Here is a 15,516-nt window from a genome sequence, read left to right on the forward strand (position 1 = left end):
GCTGTCCAGTTGCCTAGGATTCCTCCCTGTTGGTGATACTGAACTTACCGACCAGCAATGGGAGCGGCGTTTCAGACCAACCCCGGCAAAGCTGGTGGTCTTACGCCGGGCCGCCAACGAACGACTGCCTGAAGAATATCAAAACATGCCGAAGCTTTTGACGCGGTACGATTACTGGCCTATCGTGGTGGATCAGCACTTTCGGGGTCTGTAGCACTTCGATAACTACTCGCACGAAGGCCCGATTTTGGTCATCAATGGCAGCAAAGCCGCCACTGTCGTTCCACTTCTGTTAAGCAAAGCCGCAACTATGGATTCCTTAAACGCCGCGCTTCGGAAATATCCACTTACTGAAATCAGCCCGGTTGTGCGCGCCGAAATCGTGCGGACTGTTACCTCTATTCAGTTCCTACAATAGCCCCGGCCTACCCTGCCGGGGCTTTTTTCGTACCTTCGCTGCCCCAATTTCCACCCAACTTCCCACTGCTATGTCAGTAGCTCCTGCAGCTCCCTATAAGCCTCAGAACCACATCCGCATCGTGACGGCCGCGGCCCTGTTTGATGGGCACGACGCCGCTATCAATATCATGCGCCGCATTATCCAGAGCAGCGGCGCCGAAGTGATTCACCTGGGCCACAACCGCTCGGTGCAGGAAATCGTGGACTGCGCCATTCAGGAAGACGCCCAGGCCATTGCCATTACCTCCTACCAGGGCGGCCACAACGAGTACTTCAAGTACATGCACGACCTGCTCAAGGAGCGCGGCGCGGGGCACGTAAAAATCTTTGGCGGCGGCGGCGGCGTCATTCTGCCCACCGAAATTGAGGAGCTGGAAGCCTACGGCATTGAGCGTATCTACTCGCCCGACAACGGCCGCGCGATGGGCCTGCAGGGCATGATCAACGACCTGCTGCAGAAATCCGACTTCCCAACCGGCCAGAACCTCAATGGGGAGGCCGGCCACGTGAAGGAGAAAGACGCCCGCAGCATTGGCCGCCTGATTTCGGCCGCCGAAAACTTCCCGCAGGAGTTTGAGCGGGTGAAAGGCCAGTTGATTGCCGATTTCCAGACGGCCGAAGGCGGTGCCGACCAGCGCCTCAACCCTACCCCGGCCGAAACCAGGAAAGCTCCTATTCTGGGCATCACGGGAACGGGTGGTGCAGGCAAGTCAAGCCTCGTGGATGAGTTGGTGCGCCGCTTTCTGCTGGACTTCCCCAACAAGACCATTGCCATCATTTCCGTGGACCCCAGCAAGCGCAAAACGGGCGGGGCCCTGCTCGGCGACCGTATCCGGATGAACTCCATCAATTCGCCGCGGGTGTACATGCGCAGCCTGGCCACGCGCCAGAGCAACCTGGCCCTGAGCAAGTACGTGCAGGATGCCGTGGACGTAGTGCGGGCCGCCGACTTCGACCTGATCATCCTCGAAACCTCCGGCATCGGCCAGTCCGACACCGAAATCATCGAGCACTCCGACGCCAGCCTCTATGTGATGACGCCCGAGTACGGGGCGGCCACCCAACTGGAGAAAATCGACATGCTCGATTTCGCCGACGTCATTGCTCTCAACAAGTTCGACAAGCGTGGGGCGCTGGACGCCCTGCGCGACGTGCGCAAGCAGTACCAGCGCAACCACCAGCTCTGGGACAAGCCGCTGGATGACATGCCGGTATTTGGCACCATTGCCTCGCAGTTCAACGACCCAGGCATGAACCGGCTGTACCGCGCCATCCTGAGTACCGTAGAAGCCAAGACCGGGGTGCCGTTTGCGTCACACCTCGAAACCACGACCGAGGACTCGGAGAAGATTTATATCATTCCGCCGCACCGCACGCGTTACCTTTCTGAAATAGCCGAAACCAACCGCCAATATGACCAGTGGGTTCAAAAACAGTCTGACGTCGCTCAGCAACTTTACGGAATCCGGCAGGCAATTGGAGCCGTCCAAAGCCTCGACGGAAACACCACCAGTGCAGGATCTGGCGCTGGGAGCAGCAGCCACGGATCCGGAGCAGGAAGCCTCGTATCCGGCCTGGAGAGCACCTTCGAGGAGGTCAAGCTTCGGCTGGACGGGCAGAACTGGAAACTCCTGGAGGCCTGGCCGCAAAAGGTAGCCTCGTATAAGGCCCCGGAGTTTGTCTTCAAGGTGCGCGACAAGGAAATCCGCATCCAGACCCACACCACTAGCCTCTCCAACCAGCAGATTCCCAAAGTCAGCCTGCCGCGCTACACAGCCTGGGGTGACTTGCTGCGCTGGCAGCTGCAGGAAAACGTGCCCGGCGAATTCCCGTACACCGCCGGCGTGTTTCCGTTCAAGCGCGAGGGCGAAGACCCGACCCGCATGTTTGCCGGCGAAGGTGGCCCCGAGCGCACCAACCGCCGCTTCCACTACGTGAGCATGGGCCTGCCCGCCAAGCGCCTGTCCACGGCCTTCGACTCGGTAACGCTCTACGGCGAAGACCCCGACCACCGGCCCGACATCTACGGCAAGATCGGCAACGCCGGGGTGAGCATCTGCTGCCTCGACGACGCCAAGAAGCTCTACTCGGGCTTCAACCTGGCAAACCCCAGCACCTCGGTGTCGATGACCATCAACGGCCCCGCTGCTACCCTGGCCGCCTTCTTCATGAACGCCGCCATCGACCAGCAGTGCGAGCTGTACATCAAGAAGAACGGCCTGGAAGACGAGGTAAACCAGAAAATCGACGCCCTTTACCAAGGCCAGACCCGGCCCCGCTACCAGGGCGAGCTGCCCGCCGGCAACGACGGCCTGGGCCTCATGCTGCTCGGCGTAACCGGCGACCAGGTCCTGCCCGCCGACGTGTACGACACCATCAAGAAACGCACGCTGAGCCAGGTGCGCGGCACCGTGCAGGCCGACATCCTGAAGGAAGACCAGGCCCAAAATACCTGCATTTTCAGCACCGAATTCGCCCTGCGCCTGATGGGCGACGTGCAGGAATACTTCATCAAGGAGAAGGTCCGCAACTTCTACTCGGTGTCCATTTCCGGCTACCATATTGCCGAGGCTGGGGCCAACCCGCTCACCCAGCTGGCCCTCACGCTCAGCAACGGCTTCACCTTCGTGGAGTACTACGTGAGCCGGGGCATGAGCGTGAACGACTTCGCGCCCAACCTCTCCTTCTTCTTCTCCAACGGCATCGACCCCGAGTACGCCGTGATTGGCCGCGTGGCGCGCCGCATCTGGGCCAAGGCCATGAAGCTCAAGTACGGCGCTGACGCCCGGAGCCAGATGCTCAAGTACCACATCCAGACCAGCGGCCGGAGCCTGCACGCCCAGGAAATCGACTTCAACGATATCCGCACCACCCTGCAGGCCCTCTACGCCATCTACGACAACTGCAACTCCCTACACACCAACGCCTACGATGAGGCCATTACGACGCCCACCGAGGAATCGGTGCGCCGGGCCATGGCTATCCAGCTCATCATCAACCGGGAGTTGGGCCTAGCCAAAAACGAAAACCCGCTCCAGGGCTCCTTCATCATCGAGGAGCTGACCGACCTGGTGGAAGAGGCCGTGCTGCTGGAGTTTGACCGCATCACGGAGCGCGGCGGCGTGCTGGGCGCCATGGAAACCATGTACCAGCGCGGCAAGATTCAGGAGGAAAGCATGCACTACGAGATGCTCAAGCACACCGGCGAGTACCCCATCATCGGTGTGAACACCTTCCTCTCCTCCAAAGGCTCGCCCACGGTGGTGCCCGCCGAGGTTATCCGCGCCACCGACGAGGAAAAGCAGTACCAGATTGAGATGCTCAACCTCCTGCATACCCGCAACGCCGACCAGACCGAAGCCCGCCTCAAGCAGCTCCAGCAAGTCGCCATTGCCAACGGCAACCTCTTCGCCGAGCTGATGGAAACGGTGAAGTTCTGCTCATTGGGGCAAATTACGAATGCGCTGTTTGAGGTGGGCGGGCAGTACCGCCGGAATATGTAATTTCTCTTTCAGAATCAAGTTAAGAGGGCGCTACCTTGCCAGGGTAGTGCCCTTTTTTCATATCAATGCTTCATTTATGACTCGAACCGATACTTCATATGCATTGACAATACTTTCAGGACTATTAGTCTATTTTATGTTCGCTGCCATGTCAGCAGTGGCAGCAGGCATTACATGGATACCGATTACCAGTTTCGCAGCAAGCATACTGCATATTGGTATAAGCAGTTGGTTGTTTTTAATATTTCCTAAACCAGGAAAATCAGTTGCCATAGCCACAGCAGTTATCATGTGCATATGGCCGGCATATGCTTGTATCTGGTGTGTCATAAACAATGATTTTTCTACTACTCTACTTTACTTCCTACCCATATTTATCAATGGCGTAGTAGTACGAAACCACCTCAAGTCATTTCATATTGAGAAGCGCCTCTCCACAAGGATACAGATATTACTCTCGGCTATGCCAATAGCTTTCTTAGCATATATGATGTACTACTACATCGTTTCATTCGCTTAAATAATGCAAGCCATGTAGCTCCATCCTGAGCAATCCGGGCGTCAATTCTGCTGAGCGCCACCGATGGATGTAGAGACGCATATTTGCGTCTCAATCGTTGCTGATGTTATTTACCGTGAACGAACCCAAGCGTTATCGTTCAACGACGAGACGCAAATATGCGTCTCTACATGGCTACCGAATTATACCCCATCTGGCCCCATCTGGCGCGAGTTTAGGCGCAGCCGTAACTCGTGCCTAACCTTAACGTGGAGGTTGTGCCTGCGCTGCCGCAACCCAAAACCGCGCCCTCTGGAATCATCCGGGCGGCGCGGCTTTTTTCGCCTACTCTGCGACTTCCACCTCCTAAAACTCCACGAAGCTGCTGCGGCCGAAGTCACGGAGGGTTTCTGGGTTTCGGCGGCGGTGCGGTAGTATCGCGCCATCTGGAGTCGCATGCACTGGATAGTTCGTAGTGTACTTACTTACTTGCAGCACTACAACCTGCTACAACCGGTGAAGCGCGCCTGATGATTCGAGCTACTCTACGACAAGCCCGTGCCCTGCTGCGGTGGGTAAGATTACACCCGAAGTCGGCCGGGTGCCTGCTGGTTGCCGGGACTGCCGGTTGGGTGGCGTTGTGCTTTTCGCTTGGCTATCAGATTCCGTCTTTCGACCGCCACCCCTCCTGGCAGCCTTTCCCGGTCCTCACCAACCCGCAACTGGTGGTAGTGGAAATACCGGATTCGGTGTTTGGGCCGCAGTACGGGCACCGCTTTTCGTATCCGGATGAAGCAGATACTGTTCTGCACTACCAGACTTTCAATGACTTCGATGGGCCGCAACGGGTGCATGGAAGTTGGGAGCTGTACGACGACCACCGAAGCCTGCAGAACATTCGTTCCATCGGCTTTCAAGCTACGGAAAACGACTTCGACTCAGACATACACATTCGCTTACACGTGTACCCGGGCAATAGCTCAGTGCGCCCCGAGGAGCCCTGGAACCCGCATTTTAGCACTTTCGGCCACGAGTATCTGGAGCTGAACATTGGAGGCGTGAAAGCCAATTGTAAAGCATCGGATATATCCGTACTGTCTACTTCGCTGGATGATTTCTACCAATACAACCACCCCGTCCGGCAGCAGGACACGTTGTTTCTGCGCTACGGCCCAGAAAATACCAACTACTGCATTTACGTGCGCTGACTGGCTATATTCGTAGGCGGCTATTCCTCATCTGGCGCGAGTTTAGGCGCAGCCGTAACCCGTGCCAGTACTGCCGCCCCAAAACAAAAAAGGCCCACTCTCCCGAGTGGGCCTTTTCCAATTCAAACCCAATTCCTACGCCGCCGAAGTCCCACCTCTCCCGCCCGTCGTTACCAGCTTGCGGGCCTGGGTGTAGCCGTTGTACAGGCTCCGGTCCAGCAGCTTGAAGGCTTTCATATCGGCGTCCAGCTGGCGCACCTCATCCATCAGAGCATCCACCAGCTCTTCTAGCGCGGCCCCTGCCACCACCCGCTCGTTGATGGTTTTGCGCGTGGCGGGCTGCGCCGTTTTGAAGGCCGCCAGCGCGTCGCGCAGGGGCTGGAGGACCTTGGCCGTGAGGCCCTGCTTGGCCAGCTCCGGCACCACGTCGGGGCGGGCGGCGCTGGCCAACACCGCCTCTGCCACCGCCGCGAAGGCCATGGGCCGCAGCTTGCGCAGCTGCTTGCTGCTGAGCGTCACCGAGGCCAGCAGGTCGTTGTCCTGGAGGCGGGTGGCAATGCGGCTGAGCGGGCCCAACAGAGCCGGCAGCAGTTCCAGCAGCGTCTTTTTGGCTGTTTTGGCGTCCTCCGTCAGATTTTTTGTGCGCTTGGTGGTGCCCGCCCGGGCTCCGCCTACCTGGGTATAGTGCGCCGTCACCTCGTCGGCCTGCTCGGCCGCCACCTCACTAACCGCCAGCGCGCCTTTATTTTCTGTCAGATATTCCACCACCTGTCCACACATCACTAACTGGTCTTCTCTGTCCTTATCCATACAATTATAATACATAGCAGAACCGCTCCGCCCGGCGTGATAAGCCCCTGCTTACCGCATCCAAAATATCCGAATTACCCAACAATACCAACCCATCCCGCATACCCTCCGACTAACCCGAAACACGTCCCGACTAAAGCAAAACACCTCCCCACCAACACGAAACACGTCCCGACTAACACAAAACACCATCCGACCGAGATGAAACACTCTCCGTCTGATTGAAAACACCTTCCGAGCAAAGCAAAACACCTCCCGACCAGCCCGAAACACCTCCCAAGAAATCAAAAACACCTTCCGACTACCTAAAAACACCTCCCGTCCAAAGCAAAACACCCGCCGGGGAGTGTGCCAATCCCACCTCGCAACCACGTCTGGCTCCCCCTCCCCCTTAGGAGAGGGGGCCGGGGGGTGAGGCGCACGGTCGCACTGCCGAAGCCCGGCAATTGCCTAGCTTTGCCGGCATGCGCACGGCTTTCACGAAGTGGGGAAACATTCTACTGACCCTGCTCGCCGGGCTAACTGCTTGTTCGTCCCCTGATCCGCAGACGAACGTACCGACCCAAGACCCCGCCACCGGCGAAGTCTACACCCAGCGGCGCGTGGTGGTGAACGACTCGCTCATCCGGGGCCGCGTGCTCGACCGCTACGACTCGGTGCTGGTAGACACGCGCCTGCAGTACGTGCTGCAGTTGCCGCGCCGCGCCCCGCTCGACACCCTGGCGCTGGGCAAGCTGCTGGGCTGGGACTCCACCACCGTGCGCCGCCGCATCACCGAAGCCCTGCCCTATCCGGGCGCCCGGCCTGCCTCCCCGGTCCGGCTGCGCCTCACCGCCGCCGAAGTAAAGCGCGTCCGCCGCGACAGCGCCGACTGGCCTACTCTGCAGTTGACCCGGCGCTACCAGCGCGTATATACCACCGCCGCCGGGGCGCCCGTGCTGGGCTACCGGAGCACGGAGGCGCAGAGCTTCTATGGCCAGGCCAGACGCTACCGGCGCGGCCGTTTCTACCGCCTGCGCAACGGCGGCGTGGAGGCCTACTACAATGGCCTGCTCACCGGCCGCCACGGCTACCTGCACCCGCTGCTCGATGCCAAGGGCCAGCAGCACGGCACCTGGGCCAAAGACACTACCTTCCAGCAGGGCCAGGACCTGCACCTCACCCTCGACGTGAAGCTGCAGGCCTACGCCGAAAAGCTGCTCGGCAACCGCAAGGGCTACCTCGTGGCCCTCGACCCGCGCACCGGCGAAATCCTGGCTTACGTATCGGCACCGGTGTACGACCCGGCCACCCTCACCGCCCCCGACCGGGCCGGGGTGCGCGCCGAACTGCTGGAACACGAAAACATGCCGCTGCTCAACCGGCCCGCCATGCTGGCTAACCCGCCCGGCTCGGTGTTCAAGCTGGTGAATGCCGCCGTGGCCCTGCAGCTGGGCGCCATCAGCCCCGCCACCGCCTTCCGCTGCGACCAGACCCTGGTGAGCTGCGTGCACCACCACCCCAGGCCCAATAGCCTCACCGTGGGCCTCAAGTACAGCTGCAACCCCTACTTCTATCAGGTGATGCAGAACCTCATCAGCCGCGTGCCCGATAGTCTGGTGGCCGATACCGTGGCGGCCCGCCACACCAACCTGGCCGAGTGGCGGCGCTACGTACGCTCGTTCGGGCTCGATTCGGTGCTGGGCGTGGATCTGCCGCGCGAAGCCCCCGGCTTCCTGCCCACCCCGGCCTACTACGACAAGGCCCGCCGCACCCGCAACTGGACCTACCGCTCCATCTATTCCCTCAGCATCGGGCAGGGCGAAATCAACCTGACCGGCCTGCAAATGGCCAACATGGCCGCCATCATTGCCAACCGCGGCTGGTATTATCCGCCCCATCTGGTGCGCGGTATCGGCCAGGGCGGCCCGTTGCCGCGCTTCACCGAGAAGCGCCGCACGCTCATCGACAGTGTCCATTTTGCGGCGCTGGTGCCCGGCATGATAGCCGTGCTGCAGCGCGGCGGCACCGCCGATGCCTCCAGCCTCTCCAACATCGGCATTACGGTGGCCGGCAAAACCGGCACCGTGGAAAACGACGAAGGCGACGACCACGCCGCTTTCGTTGGCTTCGCGCCCGCCAACAACCCCAGAATAGCCGTGGCCGTGTACCTCGAAAACGCCGGCTTCGGCGCTACCGCCGCGGCCCCCTGCGCCGTGCTGGTGATGGAAAAGTACCTGCGAGGCAGCATCGCGCCCAAGCGCAAGCGTTGGGAAAAGCGCATCCAGCACCGGGCCACATACGACTACTAGCAGCAGAAGCTCCTATAAGCCGCACGGTCCGGGCCCTAAGCAACTTATGCTGGCAGCAATGAGCCGCACACCCAGGCGCTGCAACCTTCCACTCGCCCGCCCCGACTTTTTCCGGCAAATCCGTTTTATTTCGTGGCATGAAACCTCGGTTCTGGTTGATTCTGGTGGCGCTGCTGGCGTCGTTCACCACGTCGGCGCAGTCCTTGTCGGGCGTATGGCAGGGCGTGGAAACCGATACCGGCGAACCGGGGGAAGTGTGGCCGGCCGTGATGCGGCTGCAGAAAAGCAACGGCACTACGCTGTTTGGGGTGCTGTACCAGGAACAGGGCGGGCAGCAGAATATGACGGTTACGTTTCAGATGCAGGGCACCCGCACCGCTACCGGAATGCGGCTGGAGCACGTGCGCAAGCTCCACGAAACCGGCGCCACGCCCTTCACCTATTGGTGTGAAGGCTCCATCACATTCACCTACGACCCAACCCAGGAGAAGCTGACCGGCCGGGCCACCTACCAGCCCACCGGCAACTGCGACGTGGGTACGTTTACGTTGTACCGCGTGAAGCTGAAGTCGGCGGCTACGGTGGCGGCCAACACCGAAAGCACCATCCGCGTATCGGGCCGCAACGTGCTCTGGTACGCCGATGCCGCCCTGAAACAGCCCGTAGCAACCGGCAACACCTACCGCACCCGGCTCAGCAAGACCACCACTTTCTACCTCACGCAGGGCTACTACCCTACCCGCCAGAGCACGGCCGTTCCCATCACCATTCAGGTGACCAGTGCGCCGCCAAAGCCCGCACTCCCGGCCGCCATCCGGCCCGACACGAGTGCCCGGCAGGATACTGCCCGCCGGGTACCAACGCCCCTGGTAGCAGCCTCGCCGGTTGTGCTGCCCACGGTACTGTTTCGGCTGGGAACCGCTGAGTTGCTCCCGGAAGGCCTGCCTGCCTTGGAGCGGCTGGCCGCGGAACTGAAGTCCCGCCCTACGCTCAGGCTGCGCATAGCCGGCCACACCGACAAGATTGGGGAACCTCAGAAAAACCAGGTGTTGTCGGAGCAGCGGGCCGAAGCCGTGAAGACGTACCTGGTGAAGGCCGGCATTGAAGCCGTCCGCATCAGCACTATCGGCTACGGCGACTCACGCCCTCTATACTCCTCACCCGACGCCCGCAACCGCCGCGTGGAAGTAGCCGAAGCTCGGGAATGAGCCAGGGCTCGTAGCTTAGAGACTCGTTCTATTCACTCTCTGATATTCCGATGCCTGTCTCTCCTCTGCTAGTTGTTACCCGGCTGCTGCGCCGCCTAAGCATCGGCTTGCTGCTGCCCTGCTTGCCCACTGGGGCACTGGCCCAGCAGCTTGCCTCACCCCGCGACACTTCCTTCACGGTACACAGCGCTTACGTTAAGGCTAAGAAGCAGCATCCTGATATCAGTATTGCGCGGCCGCTGGTACCACGCGGAGTCCGGGCCCAAACCAACCTCACGTATTGCCTGCAGGGCAGCCGCGCCCTGCAGCTGGATGTGTTCTACCCGAAAGCCAAACGCCGGCAGCAGTTTCCGGCCGTGCTGCTCATCCACGGGGGCGGCTGGCGCTCCGGCGACCGAAGCCAGCATGTGCCGCTGGCGCAGCAGTTGGCCGGGCGTGGCTTTGTAGCCGTCACGGCCGAGTACCGGCTTTCTACGGAAGCAACTTACCCAGCCGCCGTGCAGGATCTGAAAGCCGCCATTCGCTGGCTGCGCGCCAATGCCCGGACCTACGCCATCGACACTACCCGCGTGGCGGTCTGGGGTTTTTCGGCCGGCGGGCAGCTGGCAGCCCTTGTCGGCAGCACCAACGGCAATTTGCTGTTTGAGGCCGGCAGCTGCCACCGCACCCACTCCAGCGCTGTGCAGGCTATTGTGGACGTAGATGGTATTCTGGCGTTCCTTCATCCTGAGTCGGGCGAGGGCAACGACAGCAAAAGCACTTCGGCGGCTACCTACTGGTTCGGCAGCAACAAGCTCACCCGCCCCGACCTGTGGCAGCAGGCTTCCGCTCTGAGCCACGCGGGGGCCAGTACGCCGCCGATGCTGTTCATCAACAGCGGCGTAGACCGTATGCACGCCGGCCGCGACGATATGATGCGCCAACTTACTGCGCTAGGCATCTACACCGAAGTGCACAGCTTCCCGGAGGCCCCTCACCCATTTCCGCTGTTCAACCCCTGGTTTCAGCCCACGCTGGAGTACACGGTAAGTTTCCTGAACAAGGTGTTTCCAAGGCGCTAAATGGGGCGGCTGGGTTGGCTGGTTCAGGAGGGTATCCGCCGCCGCATCACGTAGTGTGATACGCTGCTGCCGTCTTCTACCTGCACGTAGGCATTCAGAAACTCCCAGCCCTGGCTGTTAAGCCAGTTCAGGGCATCAATTACGGAGTTGAACTCCACCGGCCGGCCTTCAGCATCCCGGAACAGGTTGCGGGAGAAGAACTTCTGCTGCTGGCCGTAGTCGACGGAGATGGTAATTTTGCCGTTCAGCTTCTGCTGGGCATTCAGCTGGCAGTATTCTTCGGTGCGGGCGGGCGCTGCGGTGGCGGCGGGCTGCTGTGCCTGGGCGGTGAGGGCGCTGCCCGTCAGCAGGGCGGCGAGTAAGAATCTTTTCATAGCAGGCAGAAGGTAAAAAGTGGTTGTCCAGCCTGGGCAAACACTATACCACCTACCGGCTGCCCTCAAAGCTTCACCTAAAGGTTTTGTACGCTGCCCCGGCAGCAGCGCTACTTTCCGGCCCAGCCCCCCTATTTTCTCCGGGGCTTTGGACCGGAAATAAATGATGCTTGCATAACAATTTATCGGATTTGACGTATTACCTTTGCAGTCAACAAACTGATTTACCAATACATACACATTTTTCCATGAAAAAGACCACTGCTGCTTTCTCTTCGCTGCTGGTCCTGGGTGGACTGGGTTCTTTAAGTTACCTGGCGGCTCAGGTTCTGGATTTGAGCCTTTACTTCGACCTGCACGACGGCGAAGAGCTGCATTTCTAAACACCGGTTTACCGGCTGTTTATCCGGAACCCTGCCCTGCGGCAGGGTTCCTTTTGTTTAGCCCCGAACAAACCCGGATTCAAAATCAGGGGGTTATAAACCAAAACTGAAAAAACCACATCTATTCCCGGCTGTTTTCGGTACTTCACAGTTCGGCGGCCCGCGGTGGGCAGCCGGATACCTCTCTCACCCGCTACCTTGCCGGAGCCGGCCCTCAGCTACAGCCTCCCGGAAGCGCAGCACAACACAGTGTATTATGAACTTAACTGGCCTGAAAGAGCAGATCAGCTACATTATCGGCCGCGACCTGGCCCGCAACTTCGCCCAGCAGGGCCTCGACCTGGATGTGGACATCCTGGCGGCCAGCATGAAGGAAGGTATCAGCGGGGAGCCCAGCCGCCTGAGCCAGGAGCAGGTGCAGGAAGCCATGATGCAGCTTCAGCAGCAGATGGGCGGCCCTGAAGACGAAGACGACACTCAAGACCCTAATGCCATGAACAACAACAAAGAAGAAGGCGAAGCTTTCCTGAGCGAAAACAAGAACAAGCCCGGCATCACGACGCTGCCCAGCGGCCTGCAGTACGAAGTCCTGACCGAAGGCTCGGGCAAGAAGCCCGGCCCCACTTCGCAGGTAACCACGCACTACCACGGCACGCTCCTCAACGGCAATGTGTTCGACAGCTCCTACCAGCGCGGCCAGCCCGCTACGTTCGGTGTAAACCAGGTAATTGCCGGCTGGACAGAAGCCCTGCAGCTGATGCCCGAAGGTTCGAAATGGCGCCTCTATATCCCCTCAAACCTGGCCTACGGCAAGCGTGGTGCCGGCCGCGACATCGGCCCCGACTCGGCGCTCATCTTCGACGTGGAGTTGCTGAAAGTAAATAACTGAGGAAACCCGGTCGTCCGCCCGGCTGCTACGGTTGTTGCTGCCCCGCATTGGGTACGCAGCAGCACAGCGGCCGGGCGGGCTTCTTCTGCCCCTGCCGTGTCTGACCAATTGTTACCCGAAGAGCATCTACCGCCCGCCGAAGCGCCGGCTACGGCGCTGCCGCCGCGCCCACCGCTGCCTACGCTCAGCAGCGAAGATGGCCGCATAGTGCTGACTGAGGAGGCACTGCAGGTGAACGGGCAGCGGTTTGCGATGCTGGAGCTGGAGGCCGTGGAAGTGCAGCGTGTACGCTGGCTGCTGTGGTTTCTGCTGGGTGGCTTCACGCTGGCTGGCTTTCTGCTGGGTCTGCTGCAAAACTGGGTGCGCCTGATGCCGGCCGCGCTGGGCATCACGGTGGGCGCCTTGCTGCTGGCGTGGGGCCAGCGCGGCACCAACCGCCTCCGGCTGCACCGCCTGGGCCGCGAAACCGTGCACTTTGCCCTGCCCGGCGAGCCTACGCAGTGGCAGAAGCTGATGGCCGAAACCAACCGCCGCATCCGCCGCCGCCACGATGAAGCGGCCGAAGCTGCGGCCCTGGCGCTGTTGGCGGCCGAATCTGCAGCCCGGCCACCCGAGCCGCCGACGACCGAATAAAACAACCACTTTCTGCAGGCTGGTAAACGCCCGGCGATGATTGCGCGCCGGGCCCTACCTTTGGGCGCCTTTTTCGGCCCCTACTTCCTTCTCATTCCGCACATGGACGCCAAACACTCGCACACGGCTATTTCTACGGCCGGTTTGCTCATTGCCCTCGGCATCATTTACGGGGATATCGGGACCTCGCCGCTCTACGTAATGAAGGCCATCGTGCCAGAGCGCATCACCCCGATGCTGGTATATGGCGGCATTTCCTGCGTGTTCTGGACCCTTACGCTCCAGACCACCATCAAGTATGTACTGCTGACGCTCAACGCCGATAACAACGGGGAAGGCGGTATTTTCTCGCTCTACGCCCTGGTGCGTCGGCGAGGACCCTGGCTCTCGGCTGTCGCCATCATCGGCGGCTCGGCGTTGCTGGCCGATGGGGTCATTACGCCGCCTATTTCGGTGTCGTCGGCTATTGAGGGGCTGGAGGCCGTGTATCCGGGCATCCCGACGGTCCCCATTGTCATCGGCATTATTGCGGGGCTGTTTCTGCTCCAGAGCTTCGGCACTCAGATTGTGGGCAAAGCCTTTGGGCCCATCATGCTCGTCTGGTTTTCGATGCTGGCGGTGCTGGGCGTCCACGGCGTCATGATGCACCCCGAGATTCTGAAGGCCCTCAACCCCTACTACGCCTACGATTTACTGGTGAACTACCCCGGCGGATTCTGGCTATTGGGAGCGGTATTTCTGTGTACTACCGGAGCCGAGGCACTGTACTCTGACCTGGGCCATTGCGGCAAAGGCAACATCCGTATCAGCTGGATTTTTGTAAAGTCCTGCCTCGTGCTCAACTACATGGGCCAGGGCGGCTGGCTGATTGCCCATCAGGGTGAAATGCTCAACAAGCGCAACCCGTTCTATGAGCTGATGCCGGAGTGGTTTCTGCTTATCGGTATCGGTATTGCCACTATTGCGGCCATTATTGCCTCGCAGGCCCTTATTACGGGCTCGTTTACGCTGGTGGCCGAAGCCATTCGCCTGAACATGTGGCCTAAGGTGAAGCTGAACTACCCTACCGACGTGAAAGGCCAGCTCTATGTGCCCAGCATGAACCGGCTGCTACTGTTCGGGTGCATAGGCGTGGTGCTGTACTTCCAGCGATCCGAAAATATGGAAGCCGCCTACGGCCTGGCCATCACGCTCACCATGCTCATGACCACGCTGCTGCTCACCATGTGGCTATACTCCAAAAAGGTGCCGCTGGCCGCTATTGTACTGTTTGTAGTGGTGTATGGCGCCATTGAAATGTCCTTTCTGATTGCCAACCTCATCAAGTTTCCGCACGGCGGCTGGGTGTCGCTGGCCATTGGCGCTACGCTGGTCAGCGTGATGTACGTGTGGCTGCGGGCCTTCTACATCAAGCGCCGCCTCACGGAATTCGTCAAGATTGACCCGTACATGGACGCCCTCAAGGAGCTTTCCGACGACGATACGGTGCCAAAGTACGCGACCCACCTCGTGTTCATGACCTCGGCCGAGCGGGCTTCGGAAATTGAGTCGAAAATCATCTACTCCATCTTCCAGAAGCGCCCCAAGCGCGCCGACATCTACTGGTTTGTGCACGTCGATACCACCGATGAGCCCTACACGATGGAGTACAAAGTGCACGAGCTGGCACCCGATGATGCCTTCCGCATCACGTTCCGGCTGGGCTTCCGGGTTGAGCAGCGCATCAACCTGTATTTCCGCAAGGTGGTGGAAGATCTGGTGCGCAACAAGGAAGTGGACATTACCTCGCGCTACGAGTCGCTGAGCAAGCAGCACGTCACGGGCGACTTCCGGTTCGTGGTACTGGAAAAATTCCTTTCCGTCGAAAACGAGTTTCCGTGGGTGGAGAAGCTGGTGATGCAGGCGTACTTCTACATCAAGCAGTTCATTGCTTCCGAAGACAAGTATTTCGGCCTCGATACCAGCTCCGTGAAAGTGGAAAAAGTACCACTCGTCATCACGCCCGTGCGCGACGTGGCCCTGAAACGCGTGCTGTAAAATTTTGTGCTTTACCGGCCGTTGCCGGCTCGCCGAAAGCCCTGCTGACCCTCAGCAGGGCTTTTTTGCTTTTCAACGGTCTTCACGCACTGAGGCCCAACAAATTAGGCAAGCCGAATACTTGGATTTGGGCCGGAATTTTATTCCCTTGAAGCTCTGCG

Annotated in this window: 12 protein-coding genes; 9 read left to right on the plus strand and 3 right to left on the minus strand. The window is 60.0% G+C overall.

The window, feature by feature from the left end; translation table 11 throughout:
* Positions 1–488 precede the first annotated feature (488 nt).
* Complete coding sequence (locus IC231_RS17605) at positions 489–3,962, plus strand: methylmalonyl-CoA mutase family protein (protein ID WP_190785791.1); 3,474 nt, start codon at positions 489–491, stop codon at positions 3,960–3,962.
* A 129-nt stretch (positions 3,963–4,091) separates the two neighbouring features.
* Here IC231_RS17605 and IC231_RS17610 read toward each other — a convergent pair whose 3' ends face one another.
* The gene (locus IC231_RS17610; RefSeq protein ID WP_190785792.1) at positions 4,092–4,235 is read right to left on the minus strand and encodes a hypothetical protein; all 144 of its coding nucleotides are present in this window, start codon (positions 4,233–4,235) and stop codon (positions 4,092–4,094) included.
* A gap of 864 nt (positions 4,236–5,099) precedes the next feature.
* Here IC231_RS17610 and IC231_RS17615 point away from each other — a divergent pair.
* The gene (locus IC231_RS17615; RefSeq protein ID WP_190785793.1) at positions 5,100–5,669 is read left to right on the plus strand and encodes a hypothetical protein; all 570 of its coding nucleotides are present in this window, start codon (positions 5,100–5,102) and stop codon (positions 5,667–5,669) included.
* A gap of 135 nt (positions 5,670–5,804) precedes the next feature.
* Here the strand turns inward: IC231_RS17615 and IC231_RS17620 are convergent, their stop codons facing one another.
* Entirely contained in the window at positions 5,805–6,479 is a 675-nt protein-coding gene (locus IC231_RS17620; protein WP_190785794.1) for a hypothetical protein, read from the minus strand.
* Positions 6,480–6,943: 464 nt separating this feature from the next.
* On the opposite strand from IC231_RS17620, the gene IC231_RS17625 reads away from it, so the two are divergent.
* The 3 genes from IC231_RS17625 (at position 6,944) to IC231_RS17635 (ending at position 11,039) form a co-directional block, all read left to right on the plus strand.
* Positions 6,944–8,770, plus strand: coding sequence for a peptidoglycan D,D-transpeptidase FtsI family protein (locus IC231_RS17625; protein WP_190785795.1), 1,827 nt, complete (start codon positions 6,944–6,946; stop codon positions 8,768–8,770).
* Between the two features lie 137 nt (positions 8,771–8,907).
* Positions 8,908–9,978: an OmpA family protein gene (locus tag IC231_RS17630; RefSeq protein ID WP_190785796.1), complete on the plus strand. Its 1,071-nt coding sequence runs from the start codon at positions 8,908–8,910 to the stop codon at positions 9,976–9,978.
* Between the two features lie 50 nt (positions 9,979–10,028).
* Complete coding sequence (locus IC231_RS17635) at positions 10,029–11,039, plus strand: alpha/beta hydrolase (protein WP_190785797.1); 1,011 nt, start codon at positions 10,029–10,031, stop codon at positions 11,037–11,039.
* A 23-nt stretch (positions 11,040–11,062) separates the two neighbouring features.
* Here IC231_RS17635 and IC231_RS17640 read toward each other — a convergent pair whose 3' ends face one another.
* Complete coding sequence (locus IC231_RS17640) at positions 11,063–11,413, minus strand: hypothetical protein (protein WP_190785798.1); 351 nt, start codon at positions 11,411–11,413, stop codon at positions 11,063–11,065.
* A gap of 248 nt (positions 11,414–11,661) precedes the next feature.
* Between IC231_RS17640 and IC231_RS20260 the strand changes: the two genes are divergently transcribed.
* The 4 genes from IC231_RS20260 (at position 11,662) to IC231_RS17655 (ending at position 15,355) form a co-directional block, all read left to right on the plus strand.
* Positions 11,662–11,796 carry a hypothetical protein gene (locus IC231_RS20260; protein ID WP_262892778.1) on the plus strand — a complete coding sequence of 45 codons (135 nt, stop codon included), beginning with the start codon at positions 11,662–11,664 and terminating at the stop codon, positions 11,794–11,796.
* Positions 11,797–12,052: 256 nt separating this feature from the next.
* The gene (locus IC231_RS17645) at positions 12,053–12,685 is read left to right on the plus strand and encodes an FKBP-type peptidyl-prolyl cis-trans isomerase (RefSeq protein WP_190785799.1); all 633 of its coding nucleotides are present in this window, start codon (positions 12,053–12,055) and stop codon (positions 12,683–12,685) included.
* 96 nt (positions 12,686–12,781) lie between these two features.
* Positions 12,782–13,318: a hypothetical protein gene (locus IC231_RS17650; protein WP_190785800.1), complete on the plus strand. Its 537-nt coding sequence runs from the start codon at positions 12,782–12,784 to the stop codon at positions 13,316–13,318.
* 102 nt (positions 13,319–13,420) lie between these two features.
* A complete protein-coding gene (locus IC231_RS17655) occupies positions 13,421–15,355 on the plus strand; it encodes a KUP/HAK/KT family potassium transporter (protein ID WP_190785801.1) in 1,935 nt (644 codons plus the stop codon).
* Positions 15,356–15,516: the final 161 nt, after the last annotated feature.

The sequence above is a fragment of the Hymenobacter duratus genome, from assembly GCF_014698995.1.
In the GTDB taxonomy this organism is placed as follows: domain Bacteria; phylum Bacteroidota; class Bacteroidia; order Cytophagales; family Hymenobacteraceae; genus Hymenobacter; species Hymenobacter duratus.

What these genes read in the sequence shown, in the direction of transcription:
- IC231_RS17605 (WP_190785791.1), top strand. Translation starts at nt 489, where the DNA reads ATGTCAGTAGCTCCTGCAGCTCCCTATAAGCCTCAGAACCACATCCGC.
- IC231_RS17610 (WP_190785792.1), bottom strand. Translation starts at nt 4,235, where the DNA reads ATGGCAACTGATTTTCCTGGTTTAGGAAATATTAAAAACAACCAACTG.
- IC231_RS17620 (WP_190785794.1), bottom strand. Translation starts at nt 6,479, where the DNA reads ATGGATAAGGACAGAGAAGACCAGTTAGTGATGTGTGGACAGGTGGTG.
- IC231_RS17625 (WP_190785795.1), top strand. Translation starts at nt 6,944, where the DNA reads ATGCGCACGGCTTTCACGAAGTGGGGAAACATTCTACTGACCCTGCTC.
- IC231_RS17630 (WP_190785796.1), top strand. Translation starts at nt 8,908, where the DNA reads ATGAAACCTCGGTTCTGGTTGATTCTGGTGGCGCTGCTGGCGTCGTTC.
- IC231_RS17635 (WP_190785797.1), top strand. Translation starts at nt 10,029, where the DNA reads ATGCCTGTCTCTCCTCTGCTAGTTGTTACCCGGCTGCTGCGCCGCCTA.
- IC231_RS17640 (WP_190785798.1), bottom strand. Translation starts at nt 11,413, where the DNA reads ATGAAAAGATTCTTACTCGCCGCCCTGCTGACGGGCAGCGCCCTCACC.
- IC231_RS20260 (WP_262892778.1), top strand. Translation starts at nt 11,662, where the DNA reads ATGAAAAAGACCACTGCTGCTTTCTCTTCGCTGCTGGTCCTGGGTGGA.
- IC231_RS17645 (WP_190785799.1), top strand. Translation starts at nt 12,053, where the DNA reads ATGAACTTAACTGGCCTGAAAGAGCAGATCAGCTACATTATCGGCCGC.
- IC231_RS17655 (WP_190785801.1), top strand. Translation starts at nt 13,421, where the DNA reads ATGGACGCCAAACACTCGCACACGGCTATTTCTACGGCCGGTTTGCTC.